Origin of the sequence: Pseudomonas capeferrum, assembly GCF_000731675.1 — a bacterium.
Classification (GTDB): Bacteria; Pseudomonadota; Gammaproteobacteria; order Pseudomonadales; family Pseudomonadaceae; genus Aquipseudomonas; species Aquipseudomonas capeferrum.
The window spans coordinates 443,017-457,182 of record NZ_JMIT01000003.1 but is presented as its reverse complement, the minus strand read 5'-3'; the positions used below and the strand labels follow the sequence as shown (position 1 = coordinate 457,182).

At 60.5% G+C, this 14,166-nt stretch carries 13 protein-coding genes; 6 read left to right on the top strand and 7 right to left on the bottom strand.

Annotated elements, in window-relative coordinates; translation table 11 throughout:
- Positions 1 to 76 precede the first annotated feature (76 nt).
- A complete protein-coding gene (gpmI, locus tag PC358_RS19705; protein ID WP_033701973.1) occupies positions 77 to 1,612 on the bottom strand; it encodes a 2,3-bisphosphoglycerate-independent phosphoglycerate mutase in 1,536 nt (511 codons plus the stop codon).
- 206 nt (positions 1,613 to 1,818) lie between these two features.
- On the opposite strand from gpmI, the gene PC358_RS19700 reads away from it, so the two are divergent.
- Genes PC358_RS19700 through secB form a run of 3 tightly spaced genes read left to right on the top strand, consistent with a single transcriptional unit; the run spans position 1,819 to position 3,013 of the window.
- On the top strand, positions 1,819 to 2,232 hold the full coding sequence (locus PC358_RS19700) for a rhodanese-like domain-containing protein (protein ID WP_033701972.1): 414 nt from the start codon (positions 1,819 to 1,821) through the stop codon (positions 2,230 to 2,232).
- A gap of 1 nt (position 2,233) precedes the next feature.
- Positions 2,234 to 2,488, top strand: coding sequence for a glutaredoxin 3 (grxC, locus tag PC358_RS19695; RefSeq protein ID WP_033701970.1), 255 nt, complete (start codon positions 2,234 to 2,236; stop codon positions 2,486 to 2,488).
- Between the two features lie 39 nt (positions 2,489 to 2,527).
- Positions 2,528 to 3,013, top strand: a complete 486-nt coding sequence (gene secB, locus PC358_RS19690; RefSeq protein ID WP_033701969.1) for a protein-export chaperone SecB — start codon at positions 2,528 to 2,530, stop codon at positions 3,011 to 3,013.
- Positions 3,014 to 3,101: 88 nt separating this feature from the next.
- Here the strand turns inward: secB and trmL are convergent, their stop codons facing one another.
- Positions 3,102 to 3,563 carry a tRNA (uridine(34)/cytosine(34)/5-carboxymethylaminomethyluridine(34)-2'-O)-methyltransferase TrmL gene (gene trmL / locus PC358_RS19685; protein WP_033701968.1) on the bottom strand — a complete coding sequence of 154 codons (462 nt, stop codon included), beginning with the start codon at positions 3,561 to 3,563 and terminating at the stop codon, positions 3,102 to 3,104.
- On the opposite strand from trmL, the gene PC358_RS19680 reads away from it, so the two are divergent.
- Entirely contained in the window at positions 3,562 to 3,999 is a 438-nt protein-coding gene (locus PC358_RS19680; protein WP_033701966.1) for a hypothetical protein, read from the top strand. The genes trmL and PC358_RS19680 overlap by 2 nt on opposite strands.
- Positions 4,000 to 4,297: 298 nt before the next feature.
- On the opposite strand, the gene ntrC is transcribed toward PC358_RS19680, so the two are convergent.
- From ntrC to glnA, 4 genes are all read right to left on the bottom strand, one after another.
- Positions 4,298 to 5,734: a nitrogen regulation protein NR(I) gene (gene ntrC, locus PC358_RS19675; RefSeq protein ID WP_033701965.1), complete on the bottom strand. Its 1,437-nt coding sequence runs from the start codon at positions 5,732 to 5,734 to the stop codon at positions 4,298 to 4,300.
- Entirely contained in the window at positions 5,731 to 6,816 is a 1,086-nt protein-coding gene (glnL, locus tag PC358_RS19670) for a nitrogen regulation protein NR(II) (RefSeq protein WP_033701964.1), read from the bottom strand. Before glnL ends, ntrC begins: the two co-directional genes overlap by 4 nt.
- 267 nt (positions 6,817 to 7,083) lie before the next feature.
- Positions 7,084 to 7,626: a chorismate mutase gene (locus PC358_RS19665; RefSeq protein WP_033701963.1), complete on the bottom strand. Its 543-nt coding sequence runs from the start codon at positions 7,624 to 7,626 to the stop codon at positions 7,084 to 7,086.
- Between the two features lie 148 nt (positions 7,627 to 7,774).
- A complete protein-coding gene (glnA, locus tag PC358_RS19660; protein WP_033701962.1) occupies positions 7,775 to 9,181 on the bottom strand; it encodes a type I glutamate--ammonia ligase in 1,407 nt (468 codons plus the stop codon).
- A gap of 472 nt (positions 9,182 to 9,653) precedes the next feature.
- On the opposite strand from glnA, the gene thiI reads away from it, so the two are divergent.
- Positions 9,654 to 11,108 carry a tRNA uracil 4-sulfurtransferase ThiI gene (thiI, locus tag PC358_RS19655; RefSeq protein ID WP_033701961.1) on the top strand — a complete coding sequence of 485 codons (1,455 nt, stop codon included), beginning with the start codon at positions 9,654 to 9,656 and terminating at the stop codon, positions 11,106 to 11,108.
- A gap of 128 nt (positions 11,109 to 11,236) precedes the next feature.
- Positions 11,237 to 13,060, top strand: coding sequence for a translational GTPase TypA (typA, locus tag PC358_RS19650; RefSeq protein ID WP_033701960.1), 1,824 nt, complete (start codon positions 11,237 to 11,239; stop codon positions 13,058 to 13,060).
- A 563-nt stretch (positions 13,061 to 13,623) separates the two neighbouring features.
- Here typA and PC358_RS19645 read toward each other — a convergent pair.
- Complete coding sequence (locus PC358_RS19645) at positions 13,624 to 14,028, bottom strand: YkgJ family cysteine cluster protein (protein ID WP_016712459.1); 405 nt, start codon at positions 14,026 to 14,028, stop codon at positions 13,624 to 13,626.
- Positions 14,029 to 14,166: the final 138 nt, after the last annotated feature.

Sequence of the window (14,166 nt, the reverse complement as noted above, 5' to 3'; positions counted from 1 at the left end):
CCTCGCGGCAGATGCGGCGAGGCGTTTGTCTGGAATTCATCGGTAAAGGGGCTGCAAAGCGGCCCCGATACACCGATCAGGCATCGACCAGAATCGACGTGCCGGTCATTTCCACAGGCTTTTCCAGCCCCAGCAGTTGCAGCATGGTCGGCGCCACGTCGGCCAGCACGCCGCCTTCGCGAACCTTGAGCTTGCGCTTGCCAACATAGATGAACGGTACCGGCTCGGTGGTGTGGGCGGTGTGCGCCTGGCCGGTGCATTCGTCTTCCATCTGTTCGACGTTGCCGTGGTCGGCGGTGATCAGTGCCTCACCGTCGACCTTTTCCAGCGCCTCGACGATACGCCCGACACAGGTATCCAGCGCTTCGACCGCCTTGACCGCAGCCTCGAACACGCCGGTGTGGCCGACCATGTCGCCGTTGGCGTAGTTGACCACGATCACGTCGTAACGCTGCTGCTCGATGGCTTCGACGATACGGTCGGTGACTACAGGCGCGTTCATCTCCGGCTGCAAGTCATAGGTGGCGACCTTCGGCGATGGGATGAGGATGCGCTCTTCGCCTTCGAACGGCTCTTCGCGGCCACCGGAGAAGAAGAACGTGACGTGCGCGTACTTCTCGGTCTCGGCGATGCGCAGCTGGGTCTTGCCGTTCTTGGCCAGGTACTCGCCCAGTACGTTGTTCAGGCTGGAGGGGGCGAAGGCGGCTGGGGCCGGGATTTTCGCCGAGTACTGGGTCAGGCCGATATAGGCCGCCATCTTCGGCAGGCGCGCCCGGGGGAACTCGTTGAATTCCGGCTCGACGAAGGCACGCGACAGTTCGCGGGCGCGGTCAGCGCGGAAGTTCATGAAGATCACCGCGTCGCCGTCTTCGACCTTGACTGCCTCGCCAATGCGCGTGGCTTTGACGAATTCGTCGTTCTCTTCACGGGCGTAGGCGGCTTCCAGGCCGGCGAGGGCGGTTTCTGCCGTGTAGTCGGCAACGCTGTCGACGATCAGGTTGTAGGCAGCGGCGACGCGGTCCCAGCGGTTGTCGCGGTCCATCGCGAAGTAGCGGCCGATGAGGCTGGCGATGCGGCCCTTGCCGAGCTTGGCAAAGGTTGTGTCGAGCAGTTCGATGGACGACTGCGCGCTGCGTGGCGGCGTATCGCGGCCGTCGAGGAAGGCGTGCAGGTAGATTTTTTCGGCGCCACGCTGTGCGGCCAGTTCGGCCATGGCAATCAGGTGGTCCTGGTGGCTGTGCACGCCACCGTCGGACAACAGGCCGAGGATGTGCACGGCCTTGCCAGCACCGGCCGCCTTGTCCACCGCGCCGGTGAGCACCGGGTTGCTGAAGAACTCGCCATCACGAATGGCCTTGGTGACGCGGGTGAAGTCCTGGTAGACGACACGGCCGGCACCGAGGTTCATGTGGCCGACTTCGGAGTTGCCCATCTGCCCGTCCGGCAGGCCCACATCCATGCCTGAACCGGAAATCAGGCCATGCGGCCGTGTGGCGCGCAGGCGGTCATAGACCGGTGTGTTGGCGGCAAAGATGGCGTTGTATTCGGGGCTTTCGCTGTGGCCGAATCCATCCAGGATGATCAGGACCAGGGGTTTGGGCGTACTCGTCATCAATCAAACTCACGGTTGTTCAAAGATGATAAAGACACGCATTTTAGGGCAAATGCGCCATCAGCGGCGAATATTCGTCCTATCCCCCGACCGGCGCGGCCACGCTGACAGGGCCAAGGTGCTTTTCCGGCCGGCCGGTCGGGCTTTGGTGGCACTGGGGGGCTGTGTATACTGGCCGGCATTTTCAATCGCCTGGAACACCGCTGATGGTTGCTCACCTGATTCAATTCGCGACAGATCACTACATCCTGGTTGCGATCTTCGTTGTTCTGCTGGTCCTGTTGCTCATCAATGAAGTCCGCCGTGGCGGCCAGAGCCTGAGCAATGGCCAGCTGACTGCCCTGGTCAACGCCGACAAGGCCTTGGTCATCGACATCCGCACCTCCAAGGAGTATGCCGCGGGCCACATCGTCGGTGCGGTGAACATCCCGCAAGACAAACTGGTCAGCCGCATGGCCGAGCTGGAAAAACACAAAGAGAAGACCCTGATCATCGTCGATGCGATGGGCCAGCAGTCCGGCACGCTCTGCCGCGAACTGCTCAAGGCTGGTTTCACCGCTGCCAAGCTGAGCGGTGGCGTTTCCAGCTGGAAAGCCGATAACCTGCCCCTGGTGAAGTGATATGAAGCCCGTCATCGTTTATTCCAGCGACTACTGCCCCTACTGCATGCGCGCCAAGTACCTGCTCGAGAGCAAGGGCATTGCGTTCGAGGAAATCAAGGTCGATGGCAAGCCGCAGGTTCGTGCCGAAATGAGTCAGAAGGCCGGCCGTACTTCGGTGCCGCAGATCTGGATCGGCAGTACCCATGTCGGTGGATGCGATGACCTCTATGCCCTGGAGCGCGCGGGCAAGCTCGACGCGCTGCTGGCGGCCTGATTTGCACTGCATTCAAAAACATTAGGATAAGGATCTGCCATGACTGACCAACAGACCAACGGCGCAGCTGCCGAAGACAACAGCCCTCAGTTCTCGCTGCAGCGTATCTACGTGCGTGACCTGTCGTTCGAGGCCCCGAAAAGCCCGCAGATCTTCCGCCAGCAGTGGGAGCCGAGCGTTGCGCTGGACCTGAACACCAAGCAGAAAGCCCTGGAAGGCGACTTCCACGAGGTGGTGCTGACCCTGTCGGTTACCGTCAAGAACGGTGACGAAGTGGCCTTCATCGCCGAAGTGCAGCAGGCCGGCATCTTCCTGATCGCCAACCTCGACGCGGCTTCGATGAGCCACACCCTCGGCGCGTTCTGCCCGAACATCCTGTTCCCTTACGCCCGTGAGACCCTGGACAGCCTGGTGACCCGTGGTTCGTTCCCGGCACTGATGCTGTCCCCGGTCAACTTCGACGCCCTGTACGCGCAAGAGCTGCAGCGTATGCAGGAAACTGGCGAAACTCCGACCGTTCAGTAACGCTGCCCGGTTGTAAAAAGGCGACCTTCGAGGTCGCCTTTTTTGTGTGAGCGGGTTTATCCGCCAAGAGGCCGGCACAGGCGATGGATCAGCTCCCGGCAAACCCATTCTGGCGCCACGCCTCATACACCGTAACCGCCACAGTGTTGGACAGGTTCAGGCTGCGGCACCCCGGCCGCATTGGCAGGCGCAGGCGCTGCTCGGCGGGCAGGCTGTCCAGCACCTCGGCCGGCAGCCCACGGCTTTCGGGGCCAAACAGGAAGGCATCGCCCGGCTGGTAGGTGACTTCATGGAAGGGGTGCGAGCCCTTGGTGGTGAAGGCGAACAGCCGGGGGTTGCCCAGGCTTTCCAGGCATCCAGCCAGGCTCTCGTGGCGCTTGAGCGTGGCATACTCGTGGTAGTCCAGCCCCGCCCTGCGCAGGCGCTTGTCATCCAGCTCGAAGCTGATGGGCTCGATCAGGTGCAGGTCGCAACCGCTGTTGGCGCACAGGCGAATGATGTTGCCGGTATTCGGCGGAATTTCTGGTTGAAAAAGGATGACGTGAAACATGCACGGCTCCAGGCGTGAAGATGACGAGCATTCTACCCCTGAACCGGACCTGCGTTCCAAGGCCTTCCCGCGGGTAATGCTTTCGCTGGCCATTGTCGGCCTGATGGTGGGCCTGATGATCGGCCGCCTGACCACCCCTTATGAGCGGGTGCTGGAGCAGGTCGTGGTGGTGCAGGACGGGCTCGACCTGTGGTTCAACGAAGAACCCAAGCTGCACGGCGAAAACGTTGAAGGGACGGTTGCGGTGCTGTTCGAGGCCCAGGGCAAGGCCCAGCGAGGGCAATTGTACCTGCAGGGCAAACCGGTCGGCTGGCGCGTGCAGAAAAGCGAGGAAGGCTTGTTGCTGACGGTGGTTGCCGCGCGCCCCCTGCACGGTGAATGGGCCGGTGCAGAGGACGCTGGGCGTTGGCGTGTGCAGGTGAGGCTGCACGAATAAAAGAGGGGATGTCCCGGCCTGCCTGTACCAGGGTCCCCAAAACTTGCGCTGCTGCAAATAAAAGTGGGGTTTTCCCGGCCTGCCTGTACCGAGGACCCCGAAACTGGGAGATACAGTACTTATTGCAGGGGGCGTGCCAGTTTTGCAAAACCCGGAAACATTGGCTTTCAGGGCTTTTTTGCCAAGTTTTGAGGGGTTTTGTGCCTTCGGGCGGTGCAGGGGGCACAGGATCGGTGCATGGGGCTTAAAAGGTTGGGGGCTGCAAAGCAGCCCCCGGATGTCATGGCCTACCTATGACTCAATGCTCTTCGCTGTCGTCATCATCCCCGCCGGCGACATTCATCCCCAGCTCCTTGATCTTGCGCGTCAAGGTATTGCGCCCCCAGCCCAGCAGAAGCGCCGCATCCCTGCGCCGCCCGGCGGTATGCTTGAGCGCGGTCTCGATCATGATCCGTTCAAAGCTGGGCACCGCACTGTCGAGCAGATTGGTCTGGCCGCGGGCCAATGCCTGGTCGGCCCACTGGCGCAGCGCCTGCTCCCAATTGGTCACGGGGGCCGCGTCCTGCGGCAGGTTCAGTAGCTCTGGCGGCAGGTCACCAATCAGCACTTCACGGCTGGAGGCCATCACGGTGATCCAGCGGCAGGTGTTTTCCATCTGCCGCACGTTGCCCGGCCACGGCAGGTTGCGGATGAACTCTTCGGTCTCCGGCTTCAGCAGCTTCGGCTCCACGGCCAGCTCCTGGGCCGCGCGGGCGAGGAAGTGGCGGGCGAGGGCGGGGATGTCTTCGCGGCGGTCGGCCAGGCGCGGTATATGAATGCGGATCACGTTGAGGCGGTGGAACAAGTCCTCGCGGAACTTGCCCGCCTGCACCAGCGATTCCAGGTTCTGGTGGGTGGCGGCAATGATGCGCACATCGACCTTGACCGGCACGTGGCCGCCAACCCGGTAAAACTCGCCATCGGCCAGTACCCGCAGCAGGCGGGTCTGGGTATCGGCGGGCATGTCGCCGATCTCGTCGAGAAACAGCGTGCCGCCATCGGCCTGCTCGAAGCGGCCGCGGCGCAGGTTGGCGGCACCGGTGAAGGCCCCTTTCTCGTGGCCGAACAGCTCGGACTCCATCAGGTCCTTGGGGATGGCTGCCATGTTCAGGGCAATGAACGGTGACGCCGCACGCGGGCTGTGCCGGTGCAGCGCATGGGCCACCAGCTCCTTGCCGGTGCCGGACTCGCCGTTGATCAGTACCGTGATGTTGGAGTGGCTCAGGCGCCCGATCGCGCGGAACACCTCCTGCATCGCCGGCGCTTCGCCGATGATCTCCGGCGTGCGGGCCAAGGCCTGCGGTACATCCAGGCCTTGCTGCTCCTGGGCATGCTGATTGGCGCGCTTGACCAGCGACACCGCCTCGTCGACGTCGAACGGTTTGGGCAGGTATTCGAAGGCACCGCCCTGGTAGGAGGCCACGGCGCTGTCGAGGTCGGAATGGGCGGTCATGATGATGACCGGCAGGCGCGGGTGCTGCTCGCGAATCTGGGCCAGCAGATCGAGGCCACTGGTACCGGGCATGCGGATATCGGAAATGATCACATCCGGTTGCTGGCGTGCCAGGCGGCCCATGACGCCATCGGCGCTGTCGAAGCTCTGGGTGGTCATGCCTTCTTGTTGCAGGGCTTTTTCCAGGACCCAGCGGATGGAGCGATCATCGTCGACGATCCATACGGTTTCACTTCGGCTCATGAGGCGGTGGCTCCTTGTTCCAGAGGCAGGTAGATCGAAAAGGCGGTGTGGCCTGCATGGCTTTCACATTCGATCAAGCCCTGGTGCTGGCTGATGATGTTCTGGGTGATGGCCAGGCCCAGCCCGGTACCGTCCGGGCGGCCACTGACCATGGGATAGAAGAGGGTGTCTTGCAGTTCCGACGGGATGCCCGGGCCGTTGTCGATGATCTCGACCCGTGCCACCAAGCGATGCCGCACGTGGCCGATGGTGAACTGGCGCAGGGCACGGCTGCGCAAGGTGATGCGGCCCAGGCGCAGCTCGTTCTGCGAGCTGATCGCCTGCATGGCGTTGCGCACGATGTTGAGCACCGCCTGGATCATCTGCTCGCGGTCGATCAGCACATCCGGCAGGCTCGGGTCATAGTCGCGCACCAATGTGATGCACCCCTGGCTTTCGGCCTCCACCAGGCTGCAGACCCGCTCCAGCACTTCGTGAATGTTGGTCATGGCCAGCGAGGGCAGCTTGTTCGAGCCGAGCATGCGGTCGACCAGGTTACGCAGCCGGTCGGCTTCTTCGATGATCACGTTGGTGTAGTCGCGCAGGCCGTCTTCGGGTAGCTCGCGGGCCAACAGTTGCGCCGCGCCGCGGATGCCGCCGAGTGGGTTCTTGATTTCGTGTGCCAGGCCACGCACCAGCATTTTGGTGGTTTCCTGCTTGCTCAGCTGGGCCTCTTCCTTGGTGATGCGCAGCAGCCGGTCGCGCGGGTGCACCTCCAGCAGCAGCAGGGTCTGGCCCTGGTGCAGAATGGGGGTGACGGCGTAATCGACGGTGATGGTCTGCCCGGTCAGCGAGGTCAGTTGCGCTTCGCGCTTGGTGAACGGGTGCGCCTGCTCGACCGCTTGGCGCAATGAGCTGAGCGCTTCTGTCGATTCGGTGAACAACTCGCTGATGAACTGCCCGTGGCTGCGCTGGCCGCTGACGGCCAACAGCATTTCCGCGGCCGGGTTCATGTACTCCAGGCGCAGCTCGGCATTGAGCAGGAGCGTGGCAGTGGTCAGGTTGTCCAGAAGCAGACGGTGCTGTGCATCGCTGATGGTCATAAGGCGTCGTTGACCTCTTTTTGCGCTTGCCTGGCAGAAGTGGCCAGAGCTGGGCGCGCTGTGGATCCGCTGATGCGAGACTCTGTGCTTTCAAGAAATGCAAGAAACAAACCAAGGCTCCGAAAAGAAGCGGATTTACCTGAGAAAGCCCTGGGTTTGCGCTTATTCGGACCAGAAAGCGCTGTTCGAGCGCTCATTACGACCCGTTTTGGGCCGCAGGACAGAGCACTCGTAGCTGTTATGCACCAATATAGAGCATTGCTGTGTTCAGCGTTTAGGGCACAGCTGCCCGGTAGCGCGAACCATGGCCAGGTGGCGTAACGGGTCGTTGGTATGGCTGATCAAGGCATCAGCAAGTTTGCGCGCGCAATCGGCCGGGGGGTGTCGGTCAAATCGGCCCAGTTCGAACAGCAGGGTGGCCTGCAGTTTGTCCAGGCGTGGGCGCAGTTGATCAATCAGGTCCAGGGCCTCAGTTGGCGGCCTTTGTCCCCGTAGGGTCCAGCGGTCGAGCAAAGCGTACTGAATGAGTTTGTTGGCCTCTATCTGGTCGTTGAAGAAGGCGGCGGCACGATCAGCATTGATGTCATAGCTGTCAGCGTGTTGACGAACACGGGTGATGACCTGTCTTTCGCGTTCAGGCGCCTCTACCGGCAATTGGTGATCCCACTTGTGCCGCGCAACCGAGCTTGCCAGGTCCAGGCGGTGCTCGATATGGGCAAGCAGTGGGTGGAATTCAGGTTGGGAGGGCGTGGCAACGCTGCAGCCGAGGAGTACGAGCGAGCAGCAGAGCGAAGGGATGACAAGGCGCATGGTGTTCTCCTTATTGATGGAGACTTGATTGTGCGTAGTCGGTCAGGTTCTGCTTGTAGGAGGTGTCTGATTTGGCCAGCGATAAACAAAAACGGCCTCCCGAAGGAGGCCGTCTTGGTGATGTCATCGGCGCCAGGCGCCAATCAGATCAGCAGCTGTAGTACAGCTCATATTCCAGCGGGTGTACGAAGGTACGGACCTTGATCTCTTCTTCGCTCTTCAGCTCGATGAAGGCATCGATGAAGTCGTCGGAGAACACGCCGCCCTTGGTCAGGAACGCACGGCCTTTGTCCAGCTCTTCCAGGGCTTCTTTCAGGCTGCCACAAACCTGCGGGATGTCCTTGGCCTCTTCAGGCGGCAGGTCGTACAGGTTCTTGTCGGCAGCATCGCCTGGGTGGATCTTGTTCTGGATGCCGTCCAGGCCAGCCATCAGCAGGGCCGCGAAGGCCAGGTACGGGTTGGCCGATGGGTCCGGGAAGCGCGCTTCGATACGACGGGCCTTCGGGCTGCCGACGTAAGGAATGCGGATCGAGGCGGAACGGTTGCGCGCCGAGTAGGCCAGCATGACCGGGGCTTCGAAACCTGGGACCAGACGCTTGTAGGAGTTGGTCGACGGGTTGGTGAAGCCGTTCAGGGCCTTACCGTGCTTGATGATACCGCCGATGAAGTACAGGGCGGTGTCGGACAGGCCGGCATAGCCTTCACCCGAGAAGGTGTTCTTGCCGTCTTTCCAGATCGACATGTGTACGTGCATGCCCGAGCCGTTGTCGCCGTACAGCGGCTTAGGCATGAAGGTGGCGGTACGGCCGTAAGCGTCGGCAACGTTGTGCACGACGTATTTCAGGGCCTGTACTTCGTCAGCTTTCTTCACCAGGGTGTTGAACTTGACGCCGATTTCGTTCTGGCCGGCAGTCGCCACTTCGTGGTGGTGAACTTCAACGGTCTGGCCCATTTCTTCCAGTGCGTTGCACATGGCAGTACGGATTTCGTGGTCGTGGTCGAACGGCGGGACTGGGAAGTAGCCGCCTTTCACGCCTGGACGGTGGCCTTTGTTGCCGCCTTCCACGTCAGCGCCGGTCATCCACGAGCCTTGCTCGGAGAAGATCTTGAACATCGAGCCGGAGATGTCCGAGTGGAACTTCACTTCGTCGAAGATGAAGAACTCAGGCTCCGGGCCTGCGAATACGGTGTCACCGATGCCGGTGCTCTTGAGGTACTCTTCGGCGCGCTTGGCGATGCCGCGCGGGTCGCGATCGTAGCCCTGCATGCTCGACGGGTCGACGATGTCGCAGGTGATGATCAGGGTCGGCTCTTCGGTGAACGGGTCCAGCACGGCGGTGTCGTCGACCGGCATCAGGATCATGTCGGAAGCTTCGATGCCTTTCCAGCCAGCGATGGAGGAACCGTCGAACATCTTGCCGACTTCGAAGAAGTCTTCGTCCAGAGCGTCACGCGCTGGCATGGTCACGTGGTGCTGAATGCCTTTGGTGTCCGTGAAACGCAGATCAATCCACTTGACGTCATGATCTTTGATGAGTTGAACCGACTTCGACATGTTGTCCTCCGGATGGTCTAGAGCGCGGTGGGCCGCTGCCCTGGAAAAAGGGGTGTTGCCGGGCGCGGATAGTCGGCCAAGCTTACCTGCCTCACAAGGGAGCAAATTGCATGCCAGTGCCCGAAAATGGCGAGGGCGGGATAAAAGGGGGCGTTTGCGGGCATTAACTTAGGGTTGATGACTGAAAAACGCACCCATTAGAGGCAAGAAAACATCTTGTTGCACCATGTTGGTGCGCTGGTGGAGGGTGGTGCTTTGTTTGAGGGCCTGTTGACGGGTAAAGCCGCTGCCACAGGCCAAATCCACCCCTGCGGGGGTAGGTGTACCCGCGAAAGGCCCGGGGCAGGCGGCGCAAATACTGACTCTGGCCACATCGGCAAACCTTCTGTACAAAAGTTGGTCAAATCCTGAGCAATTTCCGCTATAATTCGCGCCCCTCATTTTCGGCAGGCCCTGCGCGCGCTGTTAACCAATGAAACTTATCGTCAAAGTCTTCCCAGAAATCACCATCAAGAGCCGGCCGGTGCGCAAGCGCTTCATCCGTCAGCTCGGCAAGAACATCCGCAACGTGCTCAAGGATCTCGATCCTGAGCTCGCGGTCGATGGTGTCTGGGATAATCTCGAAGTGGTCACCCGCGTCGAGGACGAAAAGGTCCAGCGCGAGATGATCGAGCGCCTCACCTGCACCCCGGGTATCACCCACTTCCTGCAGGTAGAGGAATACCCGCTCGGCGACTTCGACGACATCGTCGAGAAGTGCAAGCAGCACTTCGGTCATCTGCTCGCGGGCAAGCACTTTGCCGTGCGCTGCAAGCGCGGCGGCCACCATGACTTCACTTCGATGGACGTCGACCGCTACGTCGGCAGCCAGCTGCGCCAGCAGTGCGGCGCCGCCGGCATCGAGCTGAAGAACCCGGAAGTCCTGGTGCGCATCGAAATCCGCAACCAGCGCCTGTACGTGATCCACAACCAGCACCAGGGCATCGGCGGCTACCCGCTGGGCGCCCTGGAGCAAACCCTGGTACTGATGTCGGGTGGCTTCGATTCCACCGTGGCGGCCTACCAGATGATGCGCCGTGGCCTGATGACCCACTTCTGCTTCTTCAACCTCGGCGGCCGTGCCCACGAGCTGGGCGTGATGGAAGTGGCCCACTACCTGTGGAAGAAGTACGGCAGCAGCCAGCGCGTGCTGTTCATCAGCGTGCCGTTTGAAGAAGTGGTCGGCGAGATTCTCAACAAGGTCGACAACAGCTACATGGGCGTGACCCTCAAGCGCATGATGTTGCGCGGCGCTGCCCATATGGCCGACCGCCTGCAGATCGAAGCGCTGGTCACCGGCGAGGCGATTTCCCAGGTCTCCAGCCAGACCTTGCCGAACCTGTCGATCATCGACTCGGCGACCGACAAGCTGGTACTGCGCCCGCTGCTGGCCAGCCACAAGCAGGACATCATCGACCAGGCCACCGAAATCGGCACCGCCGATTTCGCCAAGCACATGCCTGAATACTGCGGCGTGATCTCGGTAAACCCGACCACCCACGCCAAGCGCCACCGCATGGAGCATGAAGAAAAGCAATTCGACATGGCCGTGCTGGAGCGCGCCCTCGAACGCGCCAAGTTCATCTCGATCGACCACGTGATCGACGAGCTGGGCAAAGACATCGAGGTAGAAGAAGTTCGCGAAGCGCTGCCTGGCCAGATCGTCATCGACATCCGTCACCCCGATGCACAGGAAGACGAACCCTTGGTGATCGAGGGCGTCGAAGTTCAGGTGATGCCGTTTTATGCAATCAATAGTCGCTTCAAGCAGCTGGATGAAACTCGCCAGTACCTGCTGTATTGCGACAAGGGTGTGATGAGCCGTCTGCACGCACACCACCTGCTCAGTGAGGGACATGCCAATGTGCGTGTTTATCGTCCGGCATAAGACGCCAGGGCTGTATGGCGGCAGCATCCGCCATCGCCCTCCCGACCGCCGGCCCTGCTGAGCCTTATACCTTACATATTGGTCGCCTAGACTAGGCGGCAACCGAATCCTCTGATCGAGATACACTTGTGATCGAAAATCTGCGTAACATCGCCATCATCGCCCACGTTGACCATGGTAAAACCACGTTGGTCGACAAACTCCTGCGTCAGTCCGGCACGCTGGAGCGTAACGAGCTCAACGACGAGCGCGTCATGGACTCCAACGACCAGGAAAAAGAGCGCGGTATTACCATTCTGGCGAAAAACACCGCCATCAACTGGAACGGCTACCACATCAACATCGTCGACACCCCCGGCCACGCCGACTTCGGTGGCGAGGTTGAGCGTGTAATGTCGATGGTCGACTCCGTGCTGCTGCTGGTCGACGCCCAGGACGGCCCTATGCCGCAAACCCGCTTCGTGACCAAGAAGGCCTTCGAAGCCGGCCTGAAGCCGATCGTCGTGATCAACAAGGTCGACCGTCCGGGCGCGCGTCCTGACTGGGTTCTGGACCAGATCTTCGACCTGTTCGACAACCTCGGCGCTACCGACGAGCAGCTGGACTTCAAAGTGGTCTACGCCTCGGCCCTGAACGGCATTGCCGGTCTGGACCACGCCGAAATGGGCGAAGACATGACTGCCCTGTACCAGGCTGTCGTCGACCACGTTCCAGCGCCAGCTGTTGACCGTGACGGCCCGTTCCAGATGCAGATCTCCGCACTGGACTACAACAGCTTCCTGGGTGTGATCGGTGTTGGCCGTATCGCCCGTGGTCGCGTCAAGCCTAACACCCCGGTTGTCGCCATCGACGCCGACGGCAAGAAGCGTAACGGCCGTATCCTCAAGCTGATGGGCCACCACGGTCTGCACCGCGTCGACGTCGAAGAAGCCCAAGCTGGCGACATCGTCTGCATCAGCGGTTTCGACGAGCTGTTCATCTCCGACACCCTGTGCGACCCGACTGCCGTTGAGGCGATGAAGCCGCTGACCGTTGACGAGCCTACCGTTTCGATGACCTTCCAGGTCAACGACTCGCCGTTCTGCGGCAAGGAAGGCAAGTTCGTCACCAGCCGTAACATCAAGGACCGTCTGGACAAAGAGCTGCTGTACAACGTTGCCCTGCGCGTTGAAGAAACCGACTCCCCAGACAAGTTCAAGGTCTCGGGCCGTGGCGAGCTGCACCTCTCGGTACTGATCGAAACCATGCGTCGCGAAGGCTTCGAACTGGCCCTGGGCCGCCCGGAAGTCATCATTCGCGAAGTAGACGGCGTCAAGCAAGAGCCGTTCGAGAACGTCACCATCGACATCCCTGAAGAATCGCAGGGCAAGGTCATGGAAGAGATGGGTCTGCGTAAAGGCGACCTGACCAACATGGTCCCGGATGGCAAAGGCCGTGTACGCCTTGAATACAACATCCCGGCGCGTGGTCTGATCGGTTTCCGTAACCAGTTCCTGACCCTGACCAACGGTGCAGGCATCCTGACTTCGATCTTTGATCGCTACGACACCGTGAAGTCCGGCCACATGTCCGGCCGTCAGAACGGCGTACTGGTTTCGGTCGAAACCGGCAAGGCGCTGACCTACTCGCTGGAAACCCTGCAGGCGCGTGGCAAGCTGTTCGTCGAGCACGGTCAAGAGATCTACAACGGTCAGATCGTCGGCCAGAACAGCCGCGACAACGACCTGGGCGTCAACCCTACCAAGGGCAAGAAGCTCGACAACATGCGTGCTTCGGGTAAAGACGAAGTCATCGCTCTGGTTCCACCTGTTCGCTTCACCCTGGAACAGGCTCTGGAATACATCCAGGAAGACGAGCTGTGCGAAGTAACGCCGAAGTCCATCCGTCTTCGCAAGAAGATCCTGGATGAAAGCGAGCGTACCCGCGCTGCCAAGAAAGCCAAAAACAGCTGAGTTAGCTCTGGCTGAATGAAAACGCCCCCGGTCGAAAGGCCGGGGGCGTTTTTTTTGTCTTTTTCACCATGTTTCACTGGAAGTAATTGCTTGCTAAGGAGTTTTTGGCAATAGCACACCCCCCCAGTACGCTGCCTTTTGAATTATTTCATGGGGCAAATGATGAAGGGCAAGGGATGGAAAGAGCACTTGGCACGCGGCCGGTTTGATGTGGGTGGGGTCACCTGGAGCCTGTTACACCTGCGCACACGTTGAAAGCGCCTACATACGCGACCCTGGCCACCCTTCCAGTCGTCCAATCCGGCTCAAGCGACATGAAAAAATAAAAGGTTGGCTATTGATGGTGAAGAAGCTGAGAGGTGAGCCGATTCGACGACCAGTAAGGCGATAGCTGCCTGTAGAAATACGAAACCCCCAATAAAGGGGGTCGTATCGCGGATGCCCTTAGAGATTTCTCTCATCAACCGGCACGGCCGGAACCAGGTGGCGGCGTCTAGACACTTCCAAAGGAAGCTCCGTGTACATCGAGACGGCTCAAATTCTATTCAGTCTCTCTGGGATCGTCAACGGCCGACCACCTTCGGTTTGTAAGCACAGTACCCAGGCCGTGGCCCGACCTTGGGGTGGTTGCGGCAGGTATCTGGCCGCTTGTCATAAATGGTGCACAGCCGGCTCTTGCGGTCCAGATACATGCAGTCATCGTTGCTCATCCGGGTCAGGGTGAAGATGCCCGACTTCTGGTTGAAGCGCTCGATGATGCCTTCCTTCTGCAGGCGTTTGGCCACGTTTTTCGGTGGTTCGTCTTTTTCGAACTCGTCGACCACGCCGATGCGGATCAGATCCTTGATCTTCACTTCCACGGGCAGCGTGCAGCAGGTCGAGTGGCAGCCACCGCACATGTGGCTGGCATAGCGTTGCCAGGTTTCCAGGCGGTCGACTTCGGCCGCGGCAATCAGGGTCGTTTTCATCGTTATGGGGGTGAATCACGGTCTTGGGGCGCGCGATCATACCGGAGTTGTTCAATTTGTGAACAACCTTTTGCCTGATTCCTTCATCAGGCATGAAAACTGCGAACAGGTACTGTCAGTCCCTGTCGAAGGGTCTAG